A 19,284-nucleotide genomic window follows, 5' to 3' on the forward strand; every position below is an offset into this window, starting at 1 on the left:
CTCCCATTTGATGATTGTATGATTTAATTCATTGGTATAAATCAAAACCTTAAATCTTCATCTAAATTAATGTTTTCATATGATTTGAGACTTATTATTGAGCGTTGAACTCTTCTTTAACCCATTCATAGCCTTCTTCTTCTAAACGTTTTGCTAATTCAGGTCCGCCTGAAGTAACCACTTTGCCCGCATACATAACATGTACATGGTCTGGAGTAATGTAGTTTAATAGACGTTGATAGTGAGTGATAATTAATGCACCGAATTCTTCGCCACGCATTAAGTTGATACCTTTAGATACTACTTTTAGAGCATCGATATCTAAACCAGAGTCAATTTCATCTAAAATTGCGAATTTTGGTTCTAACATCATTAATTGAAGAATTTCATTACGTTTTTTCTCGCCGCCAGAGAATCCTTCGTTTAAATAACGTTGCGCCATATCTTGATCGATATCTAAACGATCCATTTCTTTATCTAATTTTTTGATAAATTGCATCAAGTTAATTTCATTACCTTCTCCACGTTTAACATTAATTGCTGAACGTAGAAAATCTGCAGTTGTAACACCAGTGATTTCTGACGGATATTGCATAGCTAAGAAAAGTCCAGCTTTTGCACGTTCGTCAACTTCAAGTTCTAATATGTTAACACCGTCTAATAAAACTTCACCTTTCGTTACTTCGTAGTTAGGGTGTCCCATGATTGCTGATGATAATGTTGATTTACCAGTACCATTTGGTCCCATTACAACGTGTATTTCGTCTGTGTTAATTGTTAAGTTAACACCCTTAAGAATTTCTTTATCTTCAATAGACACATGTAGGTCTTTAATTTCTAATGTTGATGGCATACATATTCCCTCCGTATTATATGATATGTTTTTCTTATCTAGTTTATAATAATTTTAATCTACAGTCAAAAGACTGAGCCTTTCTTACATCTTCTAATTATAACGTAGTTATATTCGAATATAAACCTTTTCAGGAGCTAAATTAAAATCGTTATTAAAACACAATCATTTTCGATAGGGATTCTTTAATTTTTGTAACTGATAATAATATCATCTTTGTTCTCAATACCTATATTCTTTTAAATTAGAGTCTCAGTTCATTTATATGTGATAAACAATAATCTTTTCTATTTTGCTTTTAATATTATCACGCTTACTTTTATGCTATTATCATTTATATATTTTTAATCAAAAGGAGACTGTCATGTCAAAAATAAAATGGTCAAATATTTGGAAAGGATTTGCTATGGGAACAACTGATTTAGTTCCAGGAGTGAGTGGAGGTACAATCGCCCTCTTACTCGGTATTTATGATGAGTTTATTCGTTCTGTTAGTGGTCTTTTTTCAAAACGTTTTTGGGAAAGTTTAAAATTTTTAATACCCATCGGTTTAGGGATGGTAATTGCTATTGGCTTATTAAGTAAAGTTATTAATTACTTACTTAATGAACACACAGTACCCACGATGTTCTTTTTTGTTGGGTTAATCGCAGGAATCGTTCCATATTTATTAAAAACTTCTCGATTTAAACAAACATTTAATGTTAAACATTACTCTCTTGTAGCATTGGGTATCATTATAATTGTTGTTATTACTTTATTAAATAACGGCGACAAGCATGCAGGTGAAACACTAGAACTTTCAACTGGTCTTTTCATAAAATATTTTATTGCTGGTGCGTGTGCTTCTAGTGCTATGTTACTTCCAGGTATATCAGGATCATTTATGTTATTAGTGTTTGGAGTATATGGCACAGTAATGTATGCTCTCTCAGAATTTATTTCACTAAACTTTAATGCCATTCCTGTATTGATTTCTGTTGGTTTAGGCGTTATTGCCGGTTTCTTATTTGCTAGTAAAATCATTCAACACTTACTGACTTACCATACTTACTTAACCTATGCATTAATTATTGGTTTCGTAGTAGGTTCGCTTTACGCAGTATTTCCTGGCCTCCCGGATTCTATTTTAATATGGATAATTTCAATCATAACGATAATTTGTGGCTTTATTATTAGTTATAAATTAGGAAGCACTACAAAAGATTAAAATCAATATATGTTTGAGACGCCGTCGATATTGCTCGATGGCGTTTTTAAATACACTTTCTCAAATTTTTCGATGACACAAAAAACAAATTCATTTTTTTAAACTCTGTAAATCTTGATAGTGGATAACTACACTCATTTTTTATATAATGAACTTTCAATCATTTTTAGATTGAATCAGAAAATATTGGAGGAATTAATTAATATTTGGGAACCCTTATTAGTTTAATCACGTTTATCATTTTATTAATACTTACTGCATTCTTTGTCGCTTCAGAGTTCGCAATAGTCAAAGTTCGAACATCAAGAATCCACTCGCTTGCAACAGGTAATAACAAAAATGCACTTTCAGCACAAAAGGTAGTAACACACTTAGATGAATACCTAGCCGCCTGTCAATTAGGTATTACAATCACCGCTTTAGGCATCGGTATGGTCGGCGAATCGACTTTCGAGTTTATGTTACACCCGCTTTTCAGTAGTTTAGGTTTGTCAGATTCGATGATACATGTCTTCACTTTAATTAGCGCTTTCGTAATTGCAACCTATTTACACGTTGTAGTCGGCGAAATGGCTCCTAAGACAGTTGCGATACAAAAAGCCGAACAAATCACATTAATTATAGCTAAACCAATGATCATGTTTTACAAATTATTTTATCCATTTATATATATACTTAATGGTTCAGCGAGATTAATTTTGAAGATGTTTGGTATGCAACCTGCTAAAGAAAGTGAACTCTATCATTCCGAAGAAGAATTAAAATTATTGATTAAAGAAAGTCATGAAGGCGGAGAAATCTCTGAAAATGAATTAACACATATCAATCGTGCATTTGCCTTTGATGAAATGACGGTTAATGATGGTTATATTGCTCTCAACAAAGTTTCAATTATCGATATTAAAAATGATGTAGATGAAACAAAAGCTTATATAAATAATGCGAATTACACAAGATTCCCTGTATTTAGAGATAACCCAACTCAAATTGTTGGTTACTTACATGCTAAGGATTTTTTAAATGATGATTTAACGACACTTGAAGATATTACAAACGATATTCTAAAAGTAAGTCTTAATACTAAATACCATCATGTATTAGAGCTGATGAAAACACATCAAATTCACATCGCACTTGTCGAAGATGAAAACCTTGATCCTATTGGTATAATTACCATGGAAAACATTTTAGAAAATATAGTTGGCGATATTAAAGATGAGCATGATTTAGTCTAAATATATACTTTAATTAAAATAGTATTTCAACCGTAGACAAACCACCGACGAAGTTAAGCAACTTTGTCGGTGGTTTTTTGTAGTTCTTTAAGTACAATCTTATTATTTTATATGTCAGAAGCGTTTGGCTCAGACACGGTTACATATTTACGTATTGAAGTATTCTGCAAGCACTAAATTAGCCCCATTTGCTCATGCGTCTTGTAAGAATCCAGATAAATGCACTAAAAAATAACCCGGAAGTATATGTCCCATCACTTTTAAATCATTTATGATATAAAAGCATCCCATAACCTCCGAGCTATTAAATAAAATATCAACAGCGAAAGTGATATTTTAGTGATTCTATATATAATCAATATATAAACCTTCCATTATTATAGAAAGCTTACCATTAATTTGTTAGTTCTCCCATTGAAAATTAAACTGATTTTTCTCAATCAATCTATTTCCATTCTCTTATTTTACTCACCTGAGACCACTATTTCAAATATATGAGATAAGCGTGCATCACATGTTTCAATTATTTATTACAATTCACTTTATAAATTCTATACACAACTATATTTTACAGTTTTTTTATGATTGCCTTATATTGTCCAAACGTCAAAAGTACATACCCATGCATTTATATATTTTGATAATCTAATATAGAATTTATGATATCCTTAAGTAAAAAGGAGATTTATTATGGGGTTACTAGCTGCTATTGTATTAGGGATTATTTTCATACCTGTCTACGCTTATTTTTGGGCTTTTATATTTCGCTGGGAAAATAATAGAAGAGTTAAGCGGAACAACTTTACCCCCATGACTGATAAACAGTATTATTTACTTTTAATCGTACATGGAATATTTGCTACATTTCTAGTTATCTTTGCAATATACATAAGTTACTTTAAATGATATGTGCCTATTTCATAATAATAAAGCCCTCTACACGCATATTCTCAACTTTAATTTTTTATTATCGTATTAATTAAAAACAAGAAAGAGTCAAAATGGAATGACAATTATTACCTAAATAGCAATTTTGTGTTAACGAATCACAAAGGCAATCCTTTACAACTTAGACGCTTTTACATATTTTTAAGAACGTCTGTTAAAGATGAAGAGATTATAAAAGAAGTATCTTCATAAATATTAAGTCGTAGCCATATCTTTAAAAAGTGTTATAGAACAAATAGAAAAGGGAATGATGAACAACCTTGAATAAGTAAAACTTAGTTAACACGTCCAAATTTGGGCGTATTTTTCATGCTTTATATTCGATAATTTTTACATACTGCCCTTTTTCAATTCTTACAACCATAAAAAAGAACCCTCAAACCGTTGTGGTTAAAGGATTCTTCATGAAATTTGGTGTTATTTTGCTGGTACGACCGCACCATCGTATTCTTTGTTGATATAGTCTTTAATTTCTTTAGACTGGAGTACATCAATTAGCGCTTTGATTTTCTCGTCATCTTTATGACCTTCTCTTACGCCAATTAAATTCGCATAAGGGTTGTCTTTTGCTTTCTCTAGAACAATTGAATCATCTTTAGGGCTTAAATCTTGATCAATTGCAAAGTTTGAATTAATAATTACAGCATCAGCATCTTCGTTTTGATAAATTTTAGGTAAATATTCTGCAGATTGTTTATTATTAAATTTGATGTCTTTTTTATTTTCTACAATATCATCAAACGTAGCGTCTTCTGTTTTAACGCCATCTTTTAATTTAATAAGTCCTTCATCTACGAAGAATTTTAAGAAACGTCCTTCTTCAGCTGGATTATTCGAAACATATACTGTTGCGCCTTTTGGTAAATCTTTTAAACTTTTATATTTTTTAGAGTAAACTGCCATAGGCTCCAAGTGAACGTTTCCTGCTGATTCCACTTTATAGCCTTTGTCTTCCTTCTCTGTTTTTAAATATGGTGTATGTTGGAAGAAGTTCGCATCAAGTTCACCTTTATCTAATAATTTATTCGGTGTTGTATAATCGTTAATCGTTTTGATTTTTAGCTTATAACCTTTATCTTCTAACAATGGTTCTGCTTTTTCTAATATTTCTGCGTGCGGTGCTGGCGAAGCTCCGACTGTAATTGTCTTATCTTTTTCATCTCCGCCACCGCCACATGCTGCTAATAAAAGTGCTAAAGCAGCTACAGAAACTAAACTTAATATTTTTTTCATATAATAAAGTCCCCTTTTAAAATTTATCGTTTATCTATTTTATTTGTAGACCAGTCACCAATAAATTGAATGATAAATACAATAATCAGTATTAAAACTGTTGATACAAATATGACGTCATTTTGATTTCGTGTGAAGCCAGTTAAATACGCTAAGTTACCTAAACCACCTGCACCAATTACACCTGCAACTGCTGTTGATCCAACTAAAGCAATTGCAGTCACTGTAATACCGGATATTAAAGCTGGCATTGCTTCTGGTAAAAGGACTTTTTTCACTACTGTCCATGTATTTGCGCCCATTGACCAAGCCGCTTCGATTACGCCTTTGTCGATTTCTTTAAATGCGATCTCTACTAATCTTGCATAGAACGGTGCAGCACTAATAATCAATGCTGGTAAAGCTCCAGTTGGTCCACTAATTGTTCCTAATATTAAACTTGTGAATGGAATCAACAAGAGTATGAGAATAATGAAAGGTATCGCTCTGAATAAGTTTACGATAAATGAAACTACACTATAAAAGACTCTTGCCACTGGTGATTTACTTTTAGCTGATAAGAAGAGTAATACACCTAAAATCAGTCCTAAAACAAAAGCAAACGCTGTTGCTATTACAGTCATATAAATTGTTTCATATGTTGCTAACCAAACTTCGTCCCAACTAATATTTGGCATAGTAACCATCTCACGGAGTATGTCACCAAACGAATTACCCATGCTTTAACACCTCCACTGAAACGTGTTGCGCTTCTAAATCATTTTTGAACTTTTCGAATTTTTCTGAATTTACTATTGGTAAATGCACTACTAAAAAGCCGATTGAACCGTCTTTCGTATGTTTAATATTAGCTTCCAATATATTTACATCAATATTATGCGTCTTAGTTATGTATGATACTAACGGCTCCGTAGTATTGCTTCCTGTAAAATTCAAGCGAACTACATAATCATTTTCATTTAATGTTATTAAATCTGTGATAGATTCATCAAAATCATCGTCTAAATCATCTTTCACAAAGCGTTTTGTTACTTCATGTTGTGGGTTTTCAAAGACAGTTGTAACCTTGCCTTGTTCAATTACACGGCCATTTTCCATAACAGCGACTTCATCACAGATACGTCGAATGACATGCATTTCGTGTGTAATGATTACGATTGTTAAATTTCGTTCTTCTTTAATCTTTAATAATAATTCTAGAATTTCATCTGTCGTTTGAGGATCTAACGCACTTGTTGCTTCATCGCAAAGCAATACAGTAGGTTCATTAGCTAATGCACGCGCGATACCGACACGTTGCTTTTGACCGCCTGATAATTCCGATGGATATGCATTTTCTCTTCCTTTTAGTCCTACCAATTCCACTAGTTCTAAAGCACGTTGCTTCGCTTCACGGCGGGAAACACCAGCAATTTCTAGCGGAAATGTAATATTATTTAATACATTTCGTGACCACAGTAAATTAAAATGTTGAAAAATCATGCTCACTTTTTGACGTTTTTTTCTTAAATCTGATTTAGATAAATCACCAATCTTATCTCCATCAATAATTACGTCACCTGAAGTAGGTTGCTCGAGATTGTTCAAGAGTCTTACTAAAGTACTTTTCCCTGCTCCTGAAAAACCAACTACTCCAAAGATTGAGCCTGATTGAATGCTTAAATCAACATGATCTACAGCTAGTACGTCGTGTTTTTTTGTCTTGTACCTTTTGACTATTTGATTTAATTCAATCATCACACTTGCCTCCTTGTATTACACTATCAATTAAAAAATGCTTCCTCTTTTATTCAGTGAAGAAAAGAGAAAGCATTAATCGCTTCTCTCATCTCCCAAAGTTAATCGTAACTTCATGTGAATTGGCACCATTTCTGATTCAGACGGTTGCCGGGCTTCAAAGGGCACATCCCTCCACCACTCTTGATAAGAGTATCATTTATTTAATTATTTTTAATCCTATCATCGCACTCATGTTTCGTCAATAACTATTTTAAATTTTCTAACAAATAAGGAACAGATTGAAATGCGTAAATTCTTTTCTGCTCTTTACCTTTAGACATCAACATGAGCACAGGTACAGATTGTATTTCTTGCGCTTGGCTAAAATCAGGATGAAAATTCAAATCTATTTTTGTAATTGGTAGTTTTAAAATTTCATTTGCTATATCTAACATGCGTTCTGAAACTTTACAAGTTCCACACGTTGGTGTATAACCAAATATTAAATATTTTTCTTTTTCTTCATGTTCGTGCACATCTGCACGGTGTTCACTTGTTACATTCATGTTAATAAACTTACCCTTTCAGCTATATAATCTAATTTTGCTTTAGCTACTTTTTCTGCGTCTTTTACAGAAAAACCATGTTTTCGCAGTACTCTGGATAAATATGGTTTAGGGCATCTAGCAACCTCACAATATTGTCTATCTATGCGTATATGTTTACTTTCACTGAGATATCGTTTGAACCATTTCCGTATCTTTTCACCTTCTTTATCTGAATCAACAAGAATATACACTTGTTTATCATATAAAGTTTCAACCATTGCATCAATTTTATCAATGCCCATAGTACCGTTTGTACATATGATATCAATTGGCTGATCAATAACTTGCTTTACCCGCTTCTTGTCTGACTTGCCTTCGACAATGATAACTTGGTTTAGTATCGTCATGACATCCACCCTCTAAATGTTGATAGTTGTTCAATCTACTTAGTTCTTCACAATACTTAGCGACTATAAACATAATTTACATATTCCTAATCTTATCTTATTATTGAAAATAATTTTTGTCATTTAAAGACATCTAATTAAATATTCATTATCTTATATAATAACTGTTTTTTAGTACTATTAAGCTATGATTTACTATAGCTCACTTTATGCATCTTTTAATTTGACTAAAAACCACATAAAATAGATTATTCTCATAAAAAAACCCCAAGATAATCTATATCATGGAGTTCATACTTTGTTTTTATTCACCAATCATTTCTGAGTATTGCTCAGCTGATAGTAATTCATCTAATTGACTTTCATCACTTAATTCAACTTTTACCATCCATGCTTTATCGTATGGTGATTCATTTACGAATTCTGGGCTGTCTTCTAATTCTTCGTTAGACTCGACAACTTTCCCAGTAACAGGTGCGTATAGTTCTGAAACTGTTTTTACTGATTCAACACTACCAAAAGTTTCACCTTCGTTAATCTCATCGTCGACTTCTGGTAATTCAACGAATACGATATCTCCTAATTCACCTTGAGCATATTCAGTTATACCAATTGTTACTGTATTTCCTTCAATTTTAACCCATTCATGTTCTTTAGAATATTTAAATTCACTCGGTACTGCCACAAGAATCCCCTCCTAAATGATTTTACATATTAATGATGCCATATGAAAAGCTTTCAAGCAACTATTTCCTGATACCGTAATGTAATCAGATGTTTTCACAGCAATAGATGAAGCGTTTCCACAATCACTATTGTAACCACTTATTTAATTATGAATTTAAAATTTATTTTATAACCAAGTTTCTTTATATTGGTCTTCTTTAAATCCAACTGTAACTTTATTTCCTGAAATGGCTAGTGGTCTTTTAACTAACATACCATTTGAAGCCAATAAATCTAACTTTTCATCATTCGTTAGATCTTTCAACTTATCTTTCAATCCAAGCTCACGATATTTTGCGCCATGTGTGTTAAAAAGTTTATTAATATCAATTTCTGTCGCTTCAATAATATCTTTAAACTCGTTTTTAGTAGGTGTATGTTGAACGATATCAATTGGTTCAAAACTAACACCATACTCCTGTAAGAACTTAGCTGCCTTCTTACAAGTTGTACAATTAGGATACTGGTAAAATTTTATCATTATGCTGTACCTCCTATGTCTAGTTAACACTAATATATCAAATTTCTACTTAAAACGCTCTTAATATCAAGCTGATTTTTTTAATAATGGCTAATTGTCAGTTATAATAAAGTTAATAATATCTAAAATAAAGGAGTTATACTATGCAACCAATAAATTCTACAGACAATTTTAAAGAAACAATACAAAGTGATAATCCTGTCATTGTTAAATTTGAAGCAGGCTGGTGTCCAGATTGTAAAGCGATGGACATGTGGATTGATCCAATCACTGAAAAATATAATGATTACCAATGGTTCACTGTAAATCGTGATGAATTAGAAGACGTAGCGTCTGACAATGATGTAATGGGTATTCCTAGCTTGTTAGTTTTCAAAAATGGAGAAAAACTAGCTCATTTACATTCAGCAAATGCAAAATCTCCAGAACAAGTTGAATCATTTTTAGCAGAAACATTTAAATAAATCATAAAATGTTGCAGATGAAAATCTAAGGCATACATTTAAGTATAAAGGCCGCATTGAATTTTAATTCCAATGCGGCCTTTATATATTTATCTCAACAATCATTCAAATGACTGCTTACCCACTTTACAATTATTATATGACAGTTAAAATTTATCTATTATATTATTTAGATGACGTTCTCTATGTGGTACTTCGTCTTCTAAATCAGTTAAATATAAAAATCCAACTAAGCTCTCATCGTCTTTCACTCCAAATAACGCACGCATTTCAGGTTCAAAAATATATGCTGGCGTTTTCCAACACGTACCAATGCCAACTTCATGTAGAAGAAGCATTAAATTCTGAGTGAAAGCTCCAAATGCCATATAATTTTCTAAATTTTGTTTTTGTCTTGGATCTTCTTTTAAGACTAAAGCTAGCATTCCCCCAAGATTTGTTGCTACATTATAATGATCTTCTTGTTTTTTCTTCAGATTAGGAAAAGCGATTTTGGTAAGTTGTTTACTCATATCCCCTAATCTATCTTTAGCAATATGAACAACTCTCCATGGCTCTCTCATACCATGATTAGGTGCATCAGTAGCTTGTTGAATAGCTTGATATAAAGCAGCATCGTCTATATTCATATCTCTTTTGAACACTTTAATACTACGACGTTGTGCTATTGCTTCTTGCAATTCCATATAATATCGCCCTTTCACTATTGATAATTATTTTCAATTATAAGACAGGTCGAGATTATTTTCAAACTACTCATATAACTTTAATTGTTGTTTTAACGCTTCAACATGAATTTGACCTGGTGCTTTAGGACTATCAAGACAGCCATACGTTACAGTGCCTCCAAATAATCCCTGCGCAGTCCTTGATATAACACCCAATTTTGACATTGCAATGCCTATTACTTGTTGAGTGACTGAATCAGACGTTTCTGACATCGCACTTAATAAATTAAGCACATCTTGTTTTTCATGAGGCATTACTGCAACTTTTAAATAATCTGGTTCAAGTTGATGCATTTTAAAATAAAGATGTTTTAAAGCTTCTAATGCCGGTGTTTTTTTAAAATCATGATAGGACAATACCACTTGGATTTGTTTGTTTTTAAATTGTTCAATTAAATCTATTAAAGGTTGTGTTGATTTCCCGGGTTCAAATTCAATATCAACTAAATCAATATGTGCTAAATTGATCATTTCAGCTAATGCATTTAAATATGCTTCTTGTGATAACGTACCGTCTCCACCTTGTGAAGAAGTACGATAAGTAACGAGTATTTTTTTCCCTAAATTTAAACTATAGATATTGTCTACTACTTTAGACACATGCTTCACATCAAAATCCACCCACTGATCTATTCTAAGTTCAATGATTTCTATTGAATCTTGAAATTTAATTAAGTCTTTTATAGTAGATTGTGAAAGTTCGTTTTCTGGCGCTATCGTAACAGCTATATCAACTTCAGTCATTTTTATTACTTCCTTTATCTAATATGATTAAAATAATTGTATAACAATTTTCAAAAATAAAACAATCAATATACATTAACTTATAAAATGGCAGTATTAATCAAAGAATGAATTTTATATGATTTAAAAATAATTCTTCGGGTATACAGTAATAGTAAGTCATTAAGGAGGTAATAAAATGGCAGTAAATTATGAAACTAAAGCAACAAATACAGGTGGCCGTAACGGACACGTTCAAACAGATGATAAAGCAATTGATGTAGCGGTTATTCCACCAGCACAAGCTGACGCTGAAAAAGGTACAAACCCTGAGCAATTATTCGCAGCAGGTTATGCCTCATGCTTTAACGGTGCATTCGATTTAATCTTAAAACAAAACAAAGTGAGAGATGCTGAACCAGAAGTAACTCTAACTGTACGTTTAGAAGATGATCCAGATGCTGAAAGCCCTAAATTGAGCGTTTCAATTGATGCTAAAGTTAAAAGCGTATTATCTCAAGAAGACGCTGAAAAATATTTACAAGACGCGCACGAATTTTGTCCATATTCAAAAGCTACACGTGGCAACATTGACGTTGATTTAAACGTAGAAGTTGTTGACTAGTATTTAATATAATATTTAACCCCTAGACTCTATTTCGAGCCTAGGGGTTATTTTGTGCTTTGATGTTTCTGCCCTCTTATTTCTTGATGTCTTTAGTATTCTCTGTCTAGGTATTTAATTGTCATCATCACTAAATTGAGTGAAAAAATAAACAACTAAAATTGCAAAAGAAATCAGGATAAGTGCTGTCAGAGAAACAATAATTATAATTAATGCCTCCAAAAGTCTTGCCTCCACTTTAGTATACACCACTATATTATATCATAATCCATCAAATGAATTTCAATTCTTTAAATTTAAAGCGATAAATTTATTAATCCAAGGAATTTTAAGTTAATTATATTTTTGACATAAGCAAATGGAAAAGTTGCCCAATCACTTCTTTTACTATAGTATTATAAATAAAATATCAGAATATTAATTATTTTATTATATATACTTTGTACAGTTTAGGAGGCATTCAATGACAGATATACGTTACTTAACAAGTGAAGATTCATCTATTTATCGCGCTTTTTTATTAAAGGGCATCCACAAAGAACTTGAAGTATTTGCATGGAAATTGCAAAATGACAAATGCTTAGTTGAATTAAATATACAAAAATTACTTTCTTCACAAACATCAGATTATGCAGTGCTTGGTGCCTTTGAACAAGATGAATTAGTTGGTGCGGCTACTTTAATTCACAAACAAAAATATAGCTTATCTCATAAAGCAATAATGGAAAACATGTGTGTCCAAGGTCATGATGATCATTCCAGAGATTATATCTCTAAATTGTTAATGCGCCATATTTTCCAAATATGCCATGACAAAGAAATAGAAATCTTATTAACTTCACTCATTTCTAATAACATTAGTGGAAAAGTATTTTTCAGTAATCTCAACTTTGACACACTCTTTTTAGAGGAACATGCTAGAAAATATGAGGACTATTACGTCGATGAACATTGGTTAATATATTACTTTAAAGGCAATGATTTAGAACTATTTAATTAAATAGTTGATACCTGTATATAAAATAACGTTATATTTATTTCATAATCACAATAGCTCGCTTTATGTAGCAAAATCATCTAGTTAAAGTAATTTTTCAAAAGTTTTCCTATAATGGCTTGCAATCAAAAGCATTTAGAAATATTATTTTAATAAGTCATACTTACAATCTACATATGCACATTAAAATATCATCTTTCCAATTATAGAAAGGACTGAACAAATTGAAATATGCTACTACATTACTATCTTTGTTCTTATCATTAATCACTTTAGCTACACCTTTACTAGCTGTTAACAAAGTGATAGAAGGCGATATGGCAATATTAGCAGGCGCTTTGTTTATCTTAGGTGTTTTATTATTTAACCTATACGCTTGTATACGTGGCGATCGTGTAGCTAATATCTTTGCTATGTTCGTATCCATCTTCGCATTTATTCTAATGAGTTATCCAATGTGGAAAACATATGTAATGGGTTTTTTAGGTTAACTTTCTTTTTATACATAACTTCATCTATTTATTATCAAGTGCATCTATTGTTAAATTCAAATTTATCAATAGATGCACTTTTATTTTAAAATTAACTTTTTAAAAGTTTTTATATAAGTTTTTATTTTTCATTTTACAAATCAAATGAAAGCGCTATAATTAGACAGATGGGGGGAGTCAAACATATGAATTTAGCTTTATTAGGTTTCATTATGATTATCGTTTTCTTGATATTAATCATGTCACGTAAAATGTCAGCATTAACAGCATTGATTGTTGTACCAACTGTTTTTGCTTTGATTGGCGGTTTCTACTCTGGTCTTGGCGAATACATGCTTAAAGGCATTGAAACAGTTGCACCAACAGGTATTATGCTCACGTTCGCCATTTTATATTTTGGTGTCATGATCGATGCCGGGTTATTCGAACCTGTCATCAATCAAATTATTAAAGTAGTTAAAGGGGATCCAGTTAAAATTGCAATGGGTACTGTTGTCCTAGCTTCTATGGTCGCATTAGACGGCGATGGCACTACTACATTCATTATAACTGTAACTGCAATGATGCCACTATATAAAAAAATTGGCATGAGCTTATATACACTTTCAACCTTAGCACTACTATCAATTGGGGTTATGAACATGTTACCTTGGGGTGGCCCGACAGCACGAGCAATTTCATCTTTACAGGTTACCACTGAGGAAGTTTTCATACCTATTATACCTGCAATGATTGCAGGTATCGTTTTTGCTTTTGCCGTAGCATACATACTAGGTAAACGTGCAAAAAAATACATTACTTCTAATACACATATAGATTTAGATGATGTAAGACCTACAGATTCGAAAGAAGAGTCATTATTAAAAAGACCTAAAATGCTCATACCAAACGCAATTTTAACAATTTCATTAATTGTTTGTCTTGTGATTGGTCTGTTGCCTATCCCAGTTATGTTCATGCTTTGGTTCGGTGTTGCAGTTGTACTCAATTATCCAAACCTAAGTATTCAAAATTCAGTAATTAAAAAGCATGCTGGCGATGTATTATCAGTAATAAGCCTTGTTTTTGCATCTGGTATCTTTACGGGTGTTATGGATGGTACACATATGGTTGATGAAATGGCAAATACATTAGTGCAAATTATTCCTGATGCTTTAGGTAATCATTTTGCTTTAATTACTGCCATATTAAGTGGGCCTTTCACTTACTTTATGGCTAACGATCCATTCTATTATGGCGTATTACCAATTCTTGCTGAATCAGCACAACAATTTGGTATATCTAAAGTAGATATGGCCAGAGCTTCAGTATTAGGACAACCGCTTCACGTATTAAGTCCACTGTATGCTGCCGGTTATTTACTAGTCGGTATGCTAGATATTGAATATGGACAAAACCAACGTATTGTTATCAAATGGGCAATAGGATCAAGTTTATTTATGATTCTAGTCGCTTGTATTCTCGGTATTATACCTTGGTAGAATTATTTTTTTGACGTGTATAACAACGTTTGAAATTAAAAGCAGCAATCTATTAGTTTCTAATGGATTGCTGCTTTTCTATGTTAAAATATTCCGATTTTGAAAGCGTATTCTTGCCTGGGGCATGGGAGTGGGACAGAAATCTAATTTTTCTAATAAGATTTCGTCGTCCCACCCCGGCAAAGATGACTAGGAGTGAAACAAGCTTAATATTATGCGCGTTTTCACTTCAGTCATCTACTGCCAATATAGCAATAGAGTTGAGATATTATTTGTTTTACAGACTCATACTATTCCCTTAGGCGTCAGCGCTTTACAAAATCGGTACAATTATATAAATTCATACAAAATAATAAGCAACTTTCGTATAATTAAAGTTACTCTTAAAATCACTCTAACATAACTTTAAAACGAACTGTCTTATGTATAAAAATTACAATATGACTCAACTAACACTACCAATGGAAACTGAAACTTTGATCCATAACAATGATATCGCACATACAGTTAATCAAATTATTAATACAATTCCAGAAATAGAATTCTACGAATTCAATCACTTAAATGGTGCATCCTCTTATCACCCTAAAATGTAGATAAACCAATTGCTATAAAAGCATTTGGTTTATTTTTATATTTTTTCGTTGATATAATCTTTGTAATTAATTCATTTATCTTCATTAGTATCTATATTGCCCTTTATATAAGTTCAATCAATGAATAATCTATCGTTTTATTTTTGTTTAAAAATGGCAGTGATTTGGGCTGACTCCTGCGGGAAAAGCACTAGCCGAAAACTACAGGCTGAGGCCCACGGAAATCATGCACAAAAAGCTGCCCATAAAATCGTAAATTTTTTCAACGCTATGACTAGAAACACTCTTTTGAGTGCTTCCAGTTTTTTTATTTAGTAATATTCATATTTTTTGATTAGCACATACTAAAAAGCGGGTATATAAAAAGAAAACGCATAACCCATTGCGTTACACATCATCAAGCATTATTTATTTGAATTACTTGTTTATTAACTTTAAAATTATATAGCTAGAAAATATGATTAAATTTCATTTATTTCACAATTATCGTTTTACCCATATCATACATGGGTAAAACTTAATGTCGGATTTACAATATTAAGGAGTGTTATTTATGAATCAGCTCAAAGAGTGTAATTATATTAATCCTTCGAAAGTTTCACTTGATTGGGAATGTTTTGTCGTCAGTAAGACTGATATGGAATTAGATGGATTACCTAAAGAGCTTATTAATTCATGGATGGCTCAAAGTATACTTGAACCATTCTCTATTAGAAATAATGAAATTAATTTTAAAACGAAAGATATTAAAGATGCTTTAAACAAACAAAACTGGTATTACGAAACATAGATTACTAAATATATTAAGCTATGCTTATATTATTAAGATATAAACTCAGCGCCCGTTTAGCAGAAGCTAACATTTCATGATCTATATAATTACTATAAAAATACGAGTTTAATTCATTATAGCTAGTTGCATCTTTAGGGAAATTATTATCCCTTTTAATTTTGTGAGCGAGTTGTCCAAGAGGTGTATCGTCTTCTATAAAACTAATTACAAAATCATAAAATGTCATAAGCATTACCTCGATTTTATATATTTTTAAATCGTTACTTGATTTACCATATCGTACTTTTGTCTAATCATATCAAATATAAGTTATTTGTCTACCACGATTCTTTTTATTATTTAAAAAATTAAAAAGAATTGTTGTTATGGCTATATTTAATTCGGAAATGTAAACTTTATAAAGTTTTTTTAATTTAAAGTAAACATTATAAACTGCCTGCAAAATTGCGTGTTTTGCAGGCAGTTTTTTTTACTTAAAAAAATAAATTATTACTTTTTATGATATGACGAGAATTAGAGTTAACACCCTTTTACAGTCATTATACTCATATATTTTGAACTAAAAAATGGCTGTTAGATTTCCGTAGAATTCTAACAGCCATTTAATAAGTCTAGGATTGCTAGCCTAGACTTATTTATATTCATAATACTTATACTAATACATTACCGTTCTGATCAGCTGGTTTCAATAATGTAAGGATAGCACCAATAATCGCTAATATTTGAGGAATACCTGTCCAACAAAATACTAGGTATAAAATCCCTACGCCCGTTTTCCTAGCGTAGAATTTATGAATACCAAAGCTACCTAGAAACACTGCTAATACAATGTAAATCACTTTATTTACTTCATTCATAGCCAAATCTCCTCGCTTATTTAATTTACTTTCATTATACATCAAACTACTTAATTAATTAAATAATATTAATTATCGCTATATAATAGTTCAAAATACGACCTCTCAATTGTCAAAATTTCACTATATTCATTTGGCATTATTTCATTACTTAACTCTATTAATTCAGTCAAAATATAATCCATCAATTTAGCATTTATTTTATGGTCGTCAAAATGGACTTTCACTTGCTCAATCAATGTATTTTCTTCCATAAGTAATAATGCACGTCCATATGCTTTATCAACTTTTCCCCTTTGAAACGTCGGTGTTAAATAATCAATAACGTCATCCATATTGTCAAATTCATCAAAGGCTACTTTTATATGCGAACTAAGTTTACTCGCTATTTCTTTGATACGTTCATCTTCTTGTTTGTTATCAGGCATGAGCTTATTTCGTATATAGTCTTTTTGTTTTATAATTTTTTCTTCAGTTTTATCATATTGTTGTTTATTATCAGAGTAATCCTTGGACTTTAAACTATTAACTGCTTCTTTCGTTTCTTCTAAGTTCACATTCATATTTTCCAATATATAACCACCCCTTCCAGAAAATCGTTATTTAAATTGTATAGTATTATCTTTCCTAATTTGAGCTTTTGAAACTTTTAATTAATCAAACGTTGTTCATCCATTTAATTGTGACTCAATATATTTTACATAAATATTTACACTATTGCTGTTAAGTATTTAGTGATAAACTGATAATGTTATAATAAAAATTATATTTACTACATTTAAAATTACAAAAAGCAATAATATTATATCTTAAATCATTGCAATTCAACTTTTATATTAAAGGAGGTCTAGTGCTTTGAGTCTACATTTCATGATTATATTCTGGTTATCATTAGTTTTTCTAGTATGTGGTATCGTGTTACTTATCACTTACAAAAACAAAAAATCTCAGCAAGCTAAAGAATCATTACTTGGAGCAACATTTATGTTAATTATTATAGGTGTCGCTGGTATTTTATGCTCAATTATATTCAGTTAATCAAATTAAGTCCTGATCACAACGAGAATAATCCCTTAAAGATTATTATATATCGTGACCAGGACTTTTTTAATTTCTCATAAAATTGTAAACCTAATTTACATGTACAATTACAAAACTAAATTTTCGATATAAATCTGGTGTAATCGTAATTAATCAGTAAGAAAATGATAAATTGTTAACATAGCAATTCCTAAAATAAAAAAGTATATAAAGCGCTTATACGCTCTCCTTTTCTCATGACGAACCTCTTCACTTGAATGGTTAACATTTTCGTACAACCTCGTATTTACAAATAAAAATGGCATTGTTCCTAAAAATGCGAATACAAGACTTAATATTATTGCTATCAGAATATTCATAACATCACCTCTATTAAACAATTTCTTCAATATTGTTATTCCCTGTAATTAACATTTTAACTAAATGAGTCGCATTTACTTTCAGTTGTGTTTAATACCATTTTCAGCAATATAGTTTATAATGAAAATTAAATAATAACTTTTGAAAAACAACAATTAGGAGGGTTAATTTTGAAGTTAACATACTTACCTCAATGGGAGATTATTAATCAGAGTCAGAAACAATTTGTAATACAGGAAGATGCCAATTCTATTTCATTGGTCAGTCCAATTAATGACTATGCAATGGGTATCTTAAGCCAAGTTCATTTTTCTATACAAAATGGTGAAGTAATTAGTACTACTGTAGAAAATAATAGTAAAAATCTAAAAATAGAAATTAATGAAGCACAATCACAACTTAAAATCATCGACGTTTAATTTTTTTAGACTTAGCCCTTTCTACAATTTGTGTAAAATACCAATTACAATATTATAGAAAGGGTATTATATCAATAAGGCAATTATGTATTAGGAATGTGTTGCTATATTTAAGTCGTTTTAATAAAGACGGGTGAGTGATAATTATGAAATTATTCAAAAATTTACTTTTACTATTAACTGGTGCACTTATAGTACGAGCATTATTATTAAGTGTAGACAACTCAACTGACGAAAAAGTCGAAAATAAAGTTAGCATACAAGATAAACAAAAATCTTAATATGGAAATTAACTGTACTCATAATCGCTATTAATATAGCTTAGCGATTATGAGTTTTTGTGTTAAAA

Annotated in this window: 24 protein-coding genes, 2 pseudogenes and 1 riboswitch; of the genes and pseudogenes, 13 read left to right on the plus strand and 13 right to left on the minus strand. The window is 31.0% G+C overall.

The window, feature by feature from the left end:
* Positions 1 to 94: 94 nt before the first annotated feature.
* Positions 95 to 853 (minus strand): Fe-S cluster assembly ATPase SufC, encoded by a 759-nt coding sequence (gene sufC, locus MHB47_RS09700; protein ID WP_002512209.1) that lies wholly within the window; start codon positions 851 to 853, stop codon positions 95 to 97.
* A gap of 364 nt (positions 854 to 1,217) precedes the next feature.
* Between sufC and MHB47_RS09705 the strand changes: the two genes are divergently transcribed.
* From MHB47_RS09705 to MHB47_RS09715, 3 genes and pseudogenes are all read left to right on the plus strand, one after another.
* Positions 1,218 to 2,063: a DUF368 domain-containing protein gene (locus tag MHB47_RS09705; RefSeq protein WP_046465114.1), complete on the plus strand. Its 846-nt coding sequence runs from the start codon at positions 1,218 to 1,220 to the stop codon at positions 2,061 to 2,063.
* A gap of 206 nt (positions 2,064 to 2,269) precedes the next feature.
* Positions 2,270 to 3,298 (plus strand): hemolysin family protein, encoded by a 1,029-nt coding sequence (locus MHB47_RS09710; protein WP_340756402.1) that lies wholly within the window; start codon positions 2,270 to 2,272, stop codon positions 3,296 to 3,298.
* Positions 3,299 to 4,273: 975 nt separating this feature from the next.
* A pseudogene (locus MHB47_RS09715) lies at positions 4,274 to 4,435 on the plus strand (tyrosine-type recombinase/integrase); the annotation flags it as partial.
* A 228-nt stretch (positions 4,436 to 4,663) separates the two neighbouring features.
* Here the strand turns inward: MHB47_RS09715 and MHB47_RS09720 are convergent.
* The 7 genes from MHB47_RS09720 to MHB47_RS09750 form a co-directional block, all read right to left on the minus strand.
* Entirely contained in the window at positions 4,664 to 5,479 is an 816-nt protein-coding gene (locus MHB47_RS09720; protein WP_340756404.1) for a MetQ/NlpA family ABC transporter substrate-binding protein, read from the minus strand.
* A 23-nt stretch (positions 5,480 to 5,502) separates the two neighbouring features.
* Complete coding sequence (locus MHB47_RS09725; RefSeq protein ID WP_002508186.1) at positions 5,503 to 6,198, minus strand: methionine ABC transporter permease; 696 nt, start codon at positions 6,196 to 6,198, stop codon at positions 5,503 to 5,505.
* Positions 6,191 to 7,216: a methionine ABC transporter ATP-binding protein gene (locus tag MHB47_RS09730; protein WP_340756406.1), complete on the minus strand. Its 1,026-nt coding sequence runs from the start codon at positions 7,214 to 7,216 to the stop codon at positions 6,191 to 6,193. Before MHB47_RS09730 ends, MHB47_RS09725 begins: the two co-directional genes overlap by 8 nt.
* Before the next feature lie 85 nt (positions 7,217 to 7,301).
* A riboswitch (SAM riboswitch) is annotated at positions 7,302 to 7,409 on the minus strand.
* A 55-nt stretch (positions 7,410 to 7,464) separates the two neighbouring features.
* Complete coding sequence (locus MHB47_RS09735) at positions 7,465 to 7,764, minus strand: thioredoxin family protein (protein ID WP_021339857.1); 300 nt, start codon at positions 7,762 to 7,764, stop codon at positions 7,465 to 7,467.
* Positions 7,761 to 8,153 (minus strand): toprim domain-containing protein, encoded by a 393-nt coding sequence (locus MHB47_RS09740; RefSeq protein ID WP_340756408.1) that lies wholly within the window; start codon positions 8,151 to 8,153, stop codon positions 7,761 to 7,763. The genes MHB47_RS09735 and MHB47_RS09740 overlap by 4 nt, the downstream gene beginning before the upstream one ends.
* 304 nt (positions 8,154 to 8,457) lie before the next feature.
* On the minus strand, positions 8,458 to 8,838 hold the full coding sequence (gcvH, locus tag MHB47_RS09745) for a glycine cleavage system protein GcvH (protein ID WP_002508190.1): 381 nt from the start codon (positions 8,836 to 8,838) through the stop codon (positions 8,458 to 8,460).
* A gap of 168 nt (positions 8,839 to 9,006) precedes the next feature.
* Positions 9,007 to 9,360: an arsenate reductase family protein gene (locus MHB47_RS09750; RefSeq protein ID WP_002508191.1), complete on the minus strand. Its 354-nt coding sequence runs from the start codon at positions 9,358 to 9,360 to the stop codon at positions 9,007 to 9,009.
* Between the two features lie 143 nt (positions 9,361 to 9,503).
* Here MHB47_RS09750 and MHB47_RS09755 point away from each other — a divergent pair, with 143 nt between their 5' ends.
* Entirely contained in the window at positions 9,504 to 9,824 is a 321-nt protein-coding gene (locus tag MHB47_RS09755) for a thioredoxin family protein (protein WP_002508192.1), read from the plus strand.
* A 146-nt stretch (positions 9,825 to 9,970) separates the two neighbouring features.
* Here the strand turns inward: MHB47_RS09755 and MHB47_RS09760 are convergent, their stop codons facing one another.
* Together MHB47_RS09760 and aroD are read right to left on the minus strand one after the other, a co-directional pair.
* A complete protein-coding gene (locus tag MHB47_RS09760; protein ID WP_021339858.1) occupies positions 9,971 to 10,510 on the minus strand; it encodes a nitroreductase family protein in 540 nt (179 codons plus the stop codon).
* Between the two features lie 66 nt (positions 10,511 to 10,576).
* On the minus strand, positions 10,577 to 11,296 hold the full coding sequence (gene aroD, locus MHB47_RS09765) for a type I 3-dehydroquinate dehydratase (RefSeq protein WP_340756410.1): 720 nt from the start codon (positions 11,294 to 11,296) through the stop codon (positions 10,577 to 10,579).
* A gap of 178 nt (positions 11,297 to 11,474) precedes the next feature.
* Here aroD and MHB47_RS09770 point away from each other — a divergent pair, with 178 nt between their 5' ends.
* The 6 genes and pseudogenes from MHB47_RS09770 (at position 11,475) to MHB47_RS09795 (ending at position 16,255) form a co-directional block, all read left to right on the plus strand.
* Positions 11,475 to 11,900 (plus strand): organic hydroperoxide resistance protein, encoded by a 426-nt coding sequence (locus MHB47_RS09770; RefSeq protein WP_002508195.1) that lies wholly within the window; start codon positions 11,475 to 11,477, stop codon positions 11,898 to 11,900.
* A gap of 463 nt (positions 11,901 to 12,363) precedes the next feature.
* The gene (locus MHB47_RS09775) at positions 12,364 to 12,900 is read left to right on the plus strand and encodes a GNAT family N-acetyltransferase (protein ID WP_056935397.1); all 537 of its coding nucleotides are present in this window, start codon (positions 12,364 to 12,366) and stop codon (positions 12,898 to 12,900) included.
* Positions 12,901 to 13,121: 221 nt separating this feature from the next.
* On the plus strand, positions 13,122 to 13,388 hold the full coding sequence (locus MHB47_RS09780) for a hypothetical protein (RefSeq protein ID WP_002508197.1): 267 nt from the start codon (positions 13,122 to 13,124) through the stop codon (positions 13,386 to 13,388).
* Positions 13,389 to 13,573: 185 nt separating this feature from the next.
* Positions 13,574 to 14,869, plus strand: a complete 1,296-nt coding sequence (locus tag MHB47_RS09785) for a CitMHS family transporter (RefSeq protein ID WP_340756416.1) — start codon at positions 13,574 to 13,576, stop codon at positions 14,867 to 14,869.
* Positions 14,870 to 15,291: 422 nt separating this feature from the next.
* Positions 15,292 to 15,462 (plus strand): annotated as a pseudogene (locus MHB47_RS09790) (IS5/IS1182 family transposase); the annotation flags it as partial.
* Positions 15,463 to 16,018: 556 nt separating this feature from the next.
* On the plus strand, positions 16,019 to 16,255 hold the full coding sequence (locus MHB47_RS09795) for a hypothetical protein (RefSeq protein ID WP_340756418.1): 237 nt from the start codon (positions 16,019 to 16,021) through the stop codon (positions 16,253 to 16,255).
* 13 nt (positions 16,256 to 16,268) lie between these two features.
* Here MHB47_RS09795 and MHB47_RS09800 read toward each other — a convergent pair whose 3' ends face one another.
* The 3 genes from MHB47_RS09800 to MHB47_RS09810 form a co-directional block, all read right to left on the minus strand.
* Positions 16,269 to 16,484 carry a sterile alpha motif-like domain-containing protein gene (locus tag MHB47_RS09800; protein ID WP_002508201.1) on the minus strand — a complete coding sequence of 72 codons (216 nt, stop codon included), beginning with the start codon at positions 16,482 to 16,484 and terminating at the stop codon, positions 16,269 to 16,271.
* Between the two features lie 424 nt (positions 16,485 to 16,908).
* Entirely contained in the window at positions 16,909 to 17,115 is a 207-nt protein-coding gene (locus MHB47_RS09805; protein ID WP_002508202.1) for a TM2 domain-containing protein, read from the minus strand.
* Between the two features lie 68 nt (positions 17,116 to 17,183).
* Positions 17,184 to 17,678: a hypothetical protein gene (locus tag MHB47_RS09810; protein WP_340757314.1), complete on the minus strand. Its 495-nt coding sequence runs from the start codon at positions 17,676 to 17,678 to the stop codon at positions 17,184 to 17,186.
* Positions 17,679 to 17,970: 292 nt separating this feature from the next.
* On the opposite strand from MHB47_RS09810, the gene tsaT reads away from it, so the two are divergent.
* From tsaT to MHB47_RS09825, 3 genes are all read left to right on the plus strand, one after another.
* The gene (gene tsaT, locus MHB47_RS09815; protein WP_340756420.1) at positions 17,971 to 18,153 is read left to right on the plus strand and encodes a type II toxin-antitoxin system toxin TsaT; all 183 of its coding nucleotides are present in this window, start codon (positions 17,971 to 17,973) and stop codon (positions 18,151 to 18,153) included.
* 533 nt (positions 18,154 to 18,686) lie between these two features.
* The gene (locus MHB47_RS09820; RefSeq protein WP_340756422.1) at positions 18,687 to 18,935 is read left to right on the plus strand and encodes a hypothetical protein; all 249 of its coding nucleotides are present in this window, start codon (positions 18,687 to 18,689) and stop codon (positions 18,933 to 18,935) included.
* A gap of 146 nt (positions 18,936 to 19,081) precedes the next feature.
* Positions 19,082 to 19,216, plus strand: a complete 135-nt coding sequence (locus MHB47_RS09825; protein WP_002508207.1) for a hypothetical protein — start codon at positions 19,082 to 19,084, stop codon at positions 19,214 to 19,216.
* Positions 19,217 to 19,284: the final 68 nt, after the last annotated feature.

The sequence above is a fragment of the Staphylococcus sp. FSL K6-3157 genome (genome assembly GCF_038005145.1).
Lineage (GTDB): Bacteria > Bacillota > Bacilli > Staphylococcales > Staphylococcaceae > Staphylococcus > Staphylococcus equorum.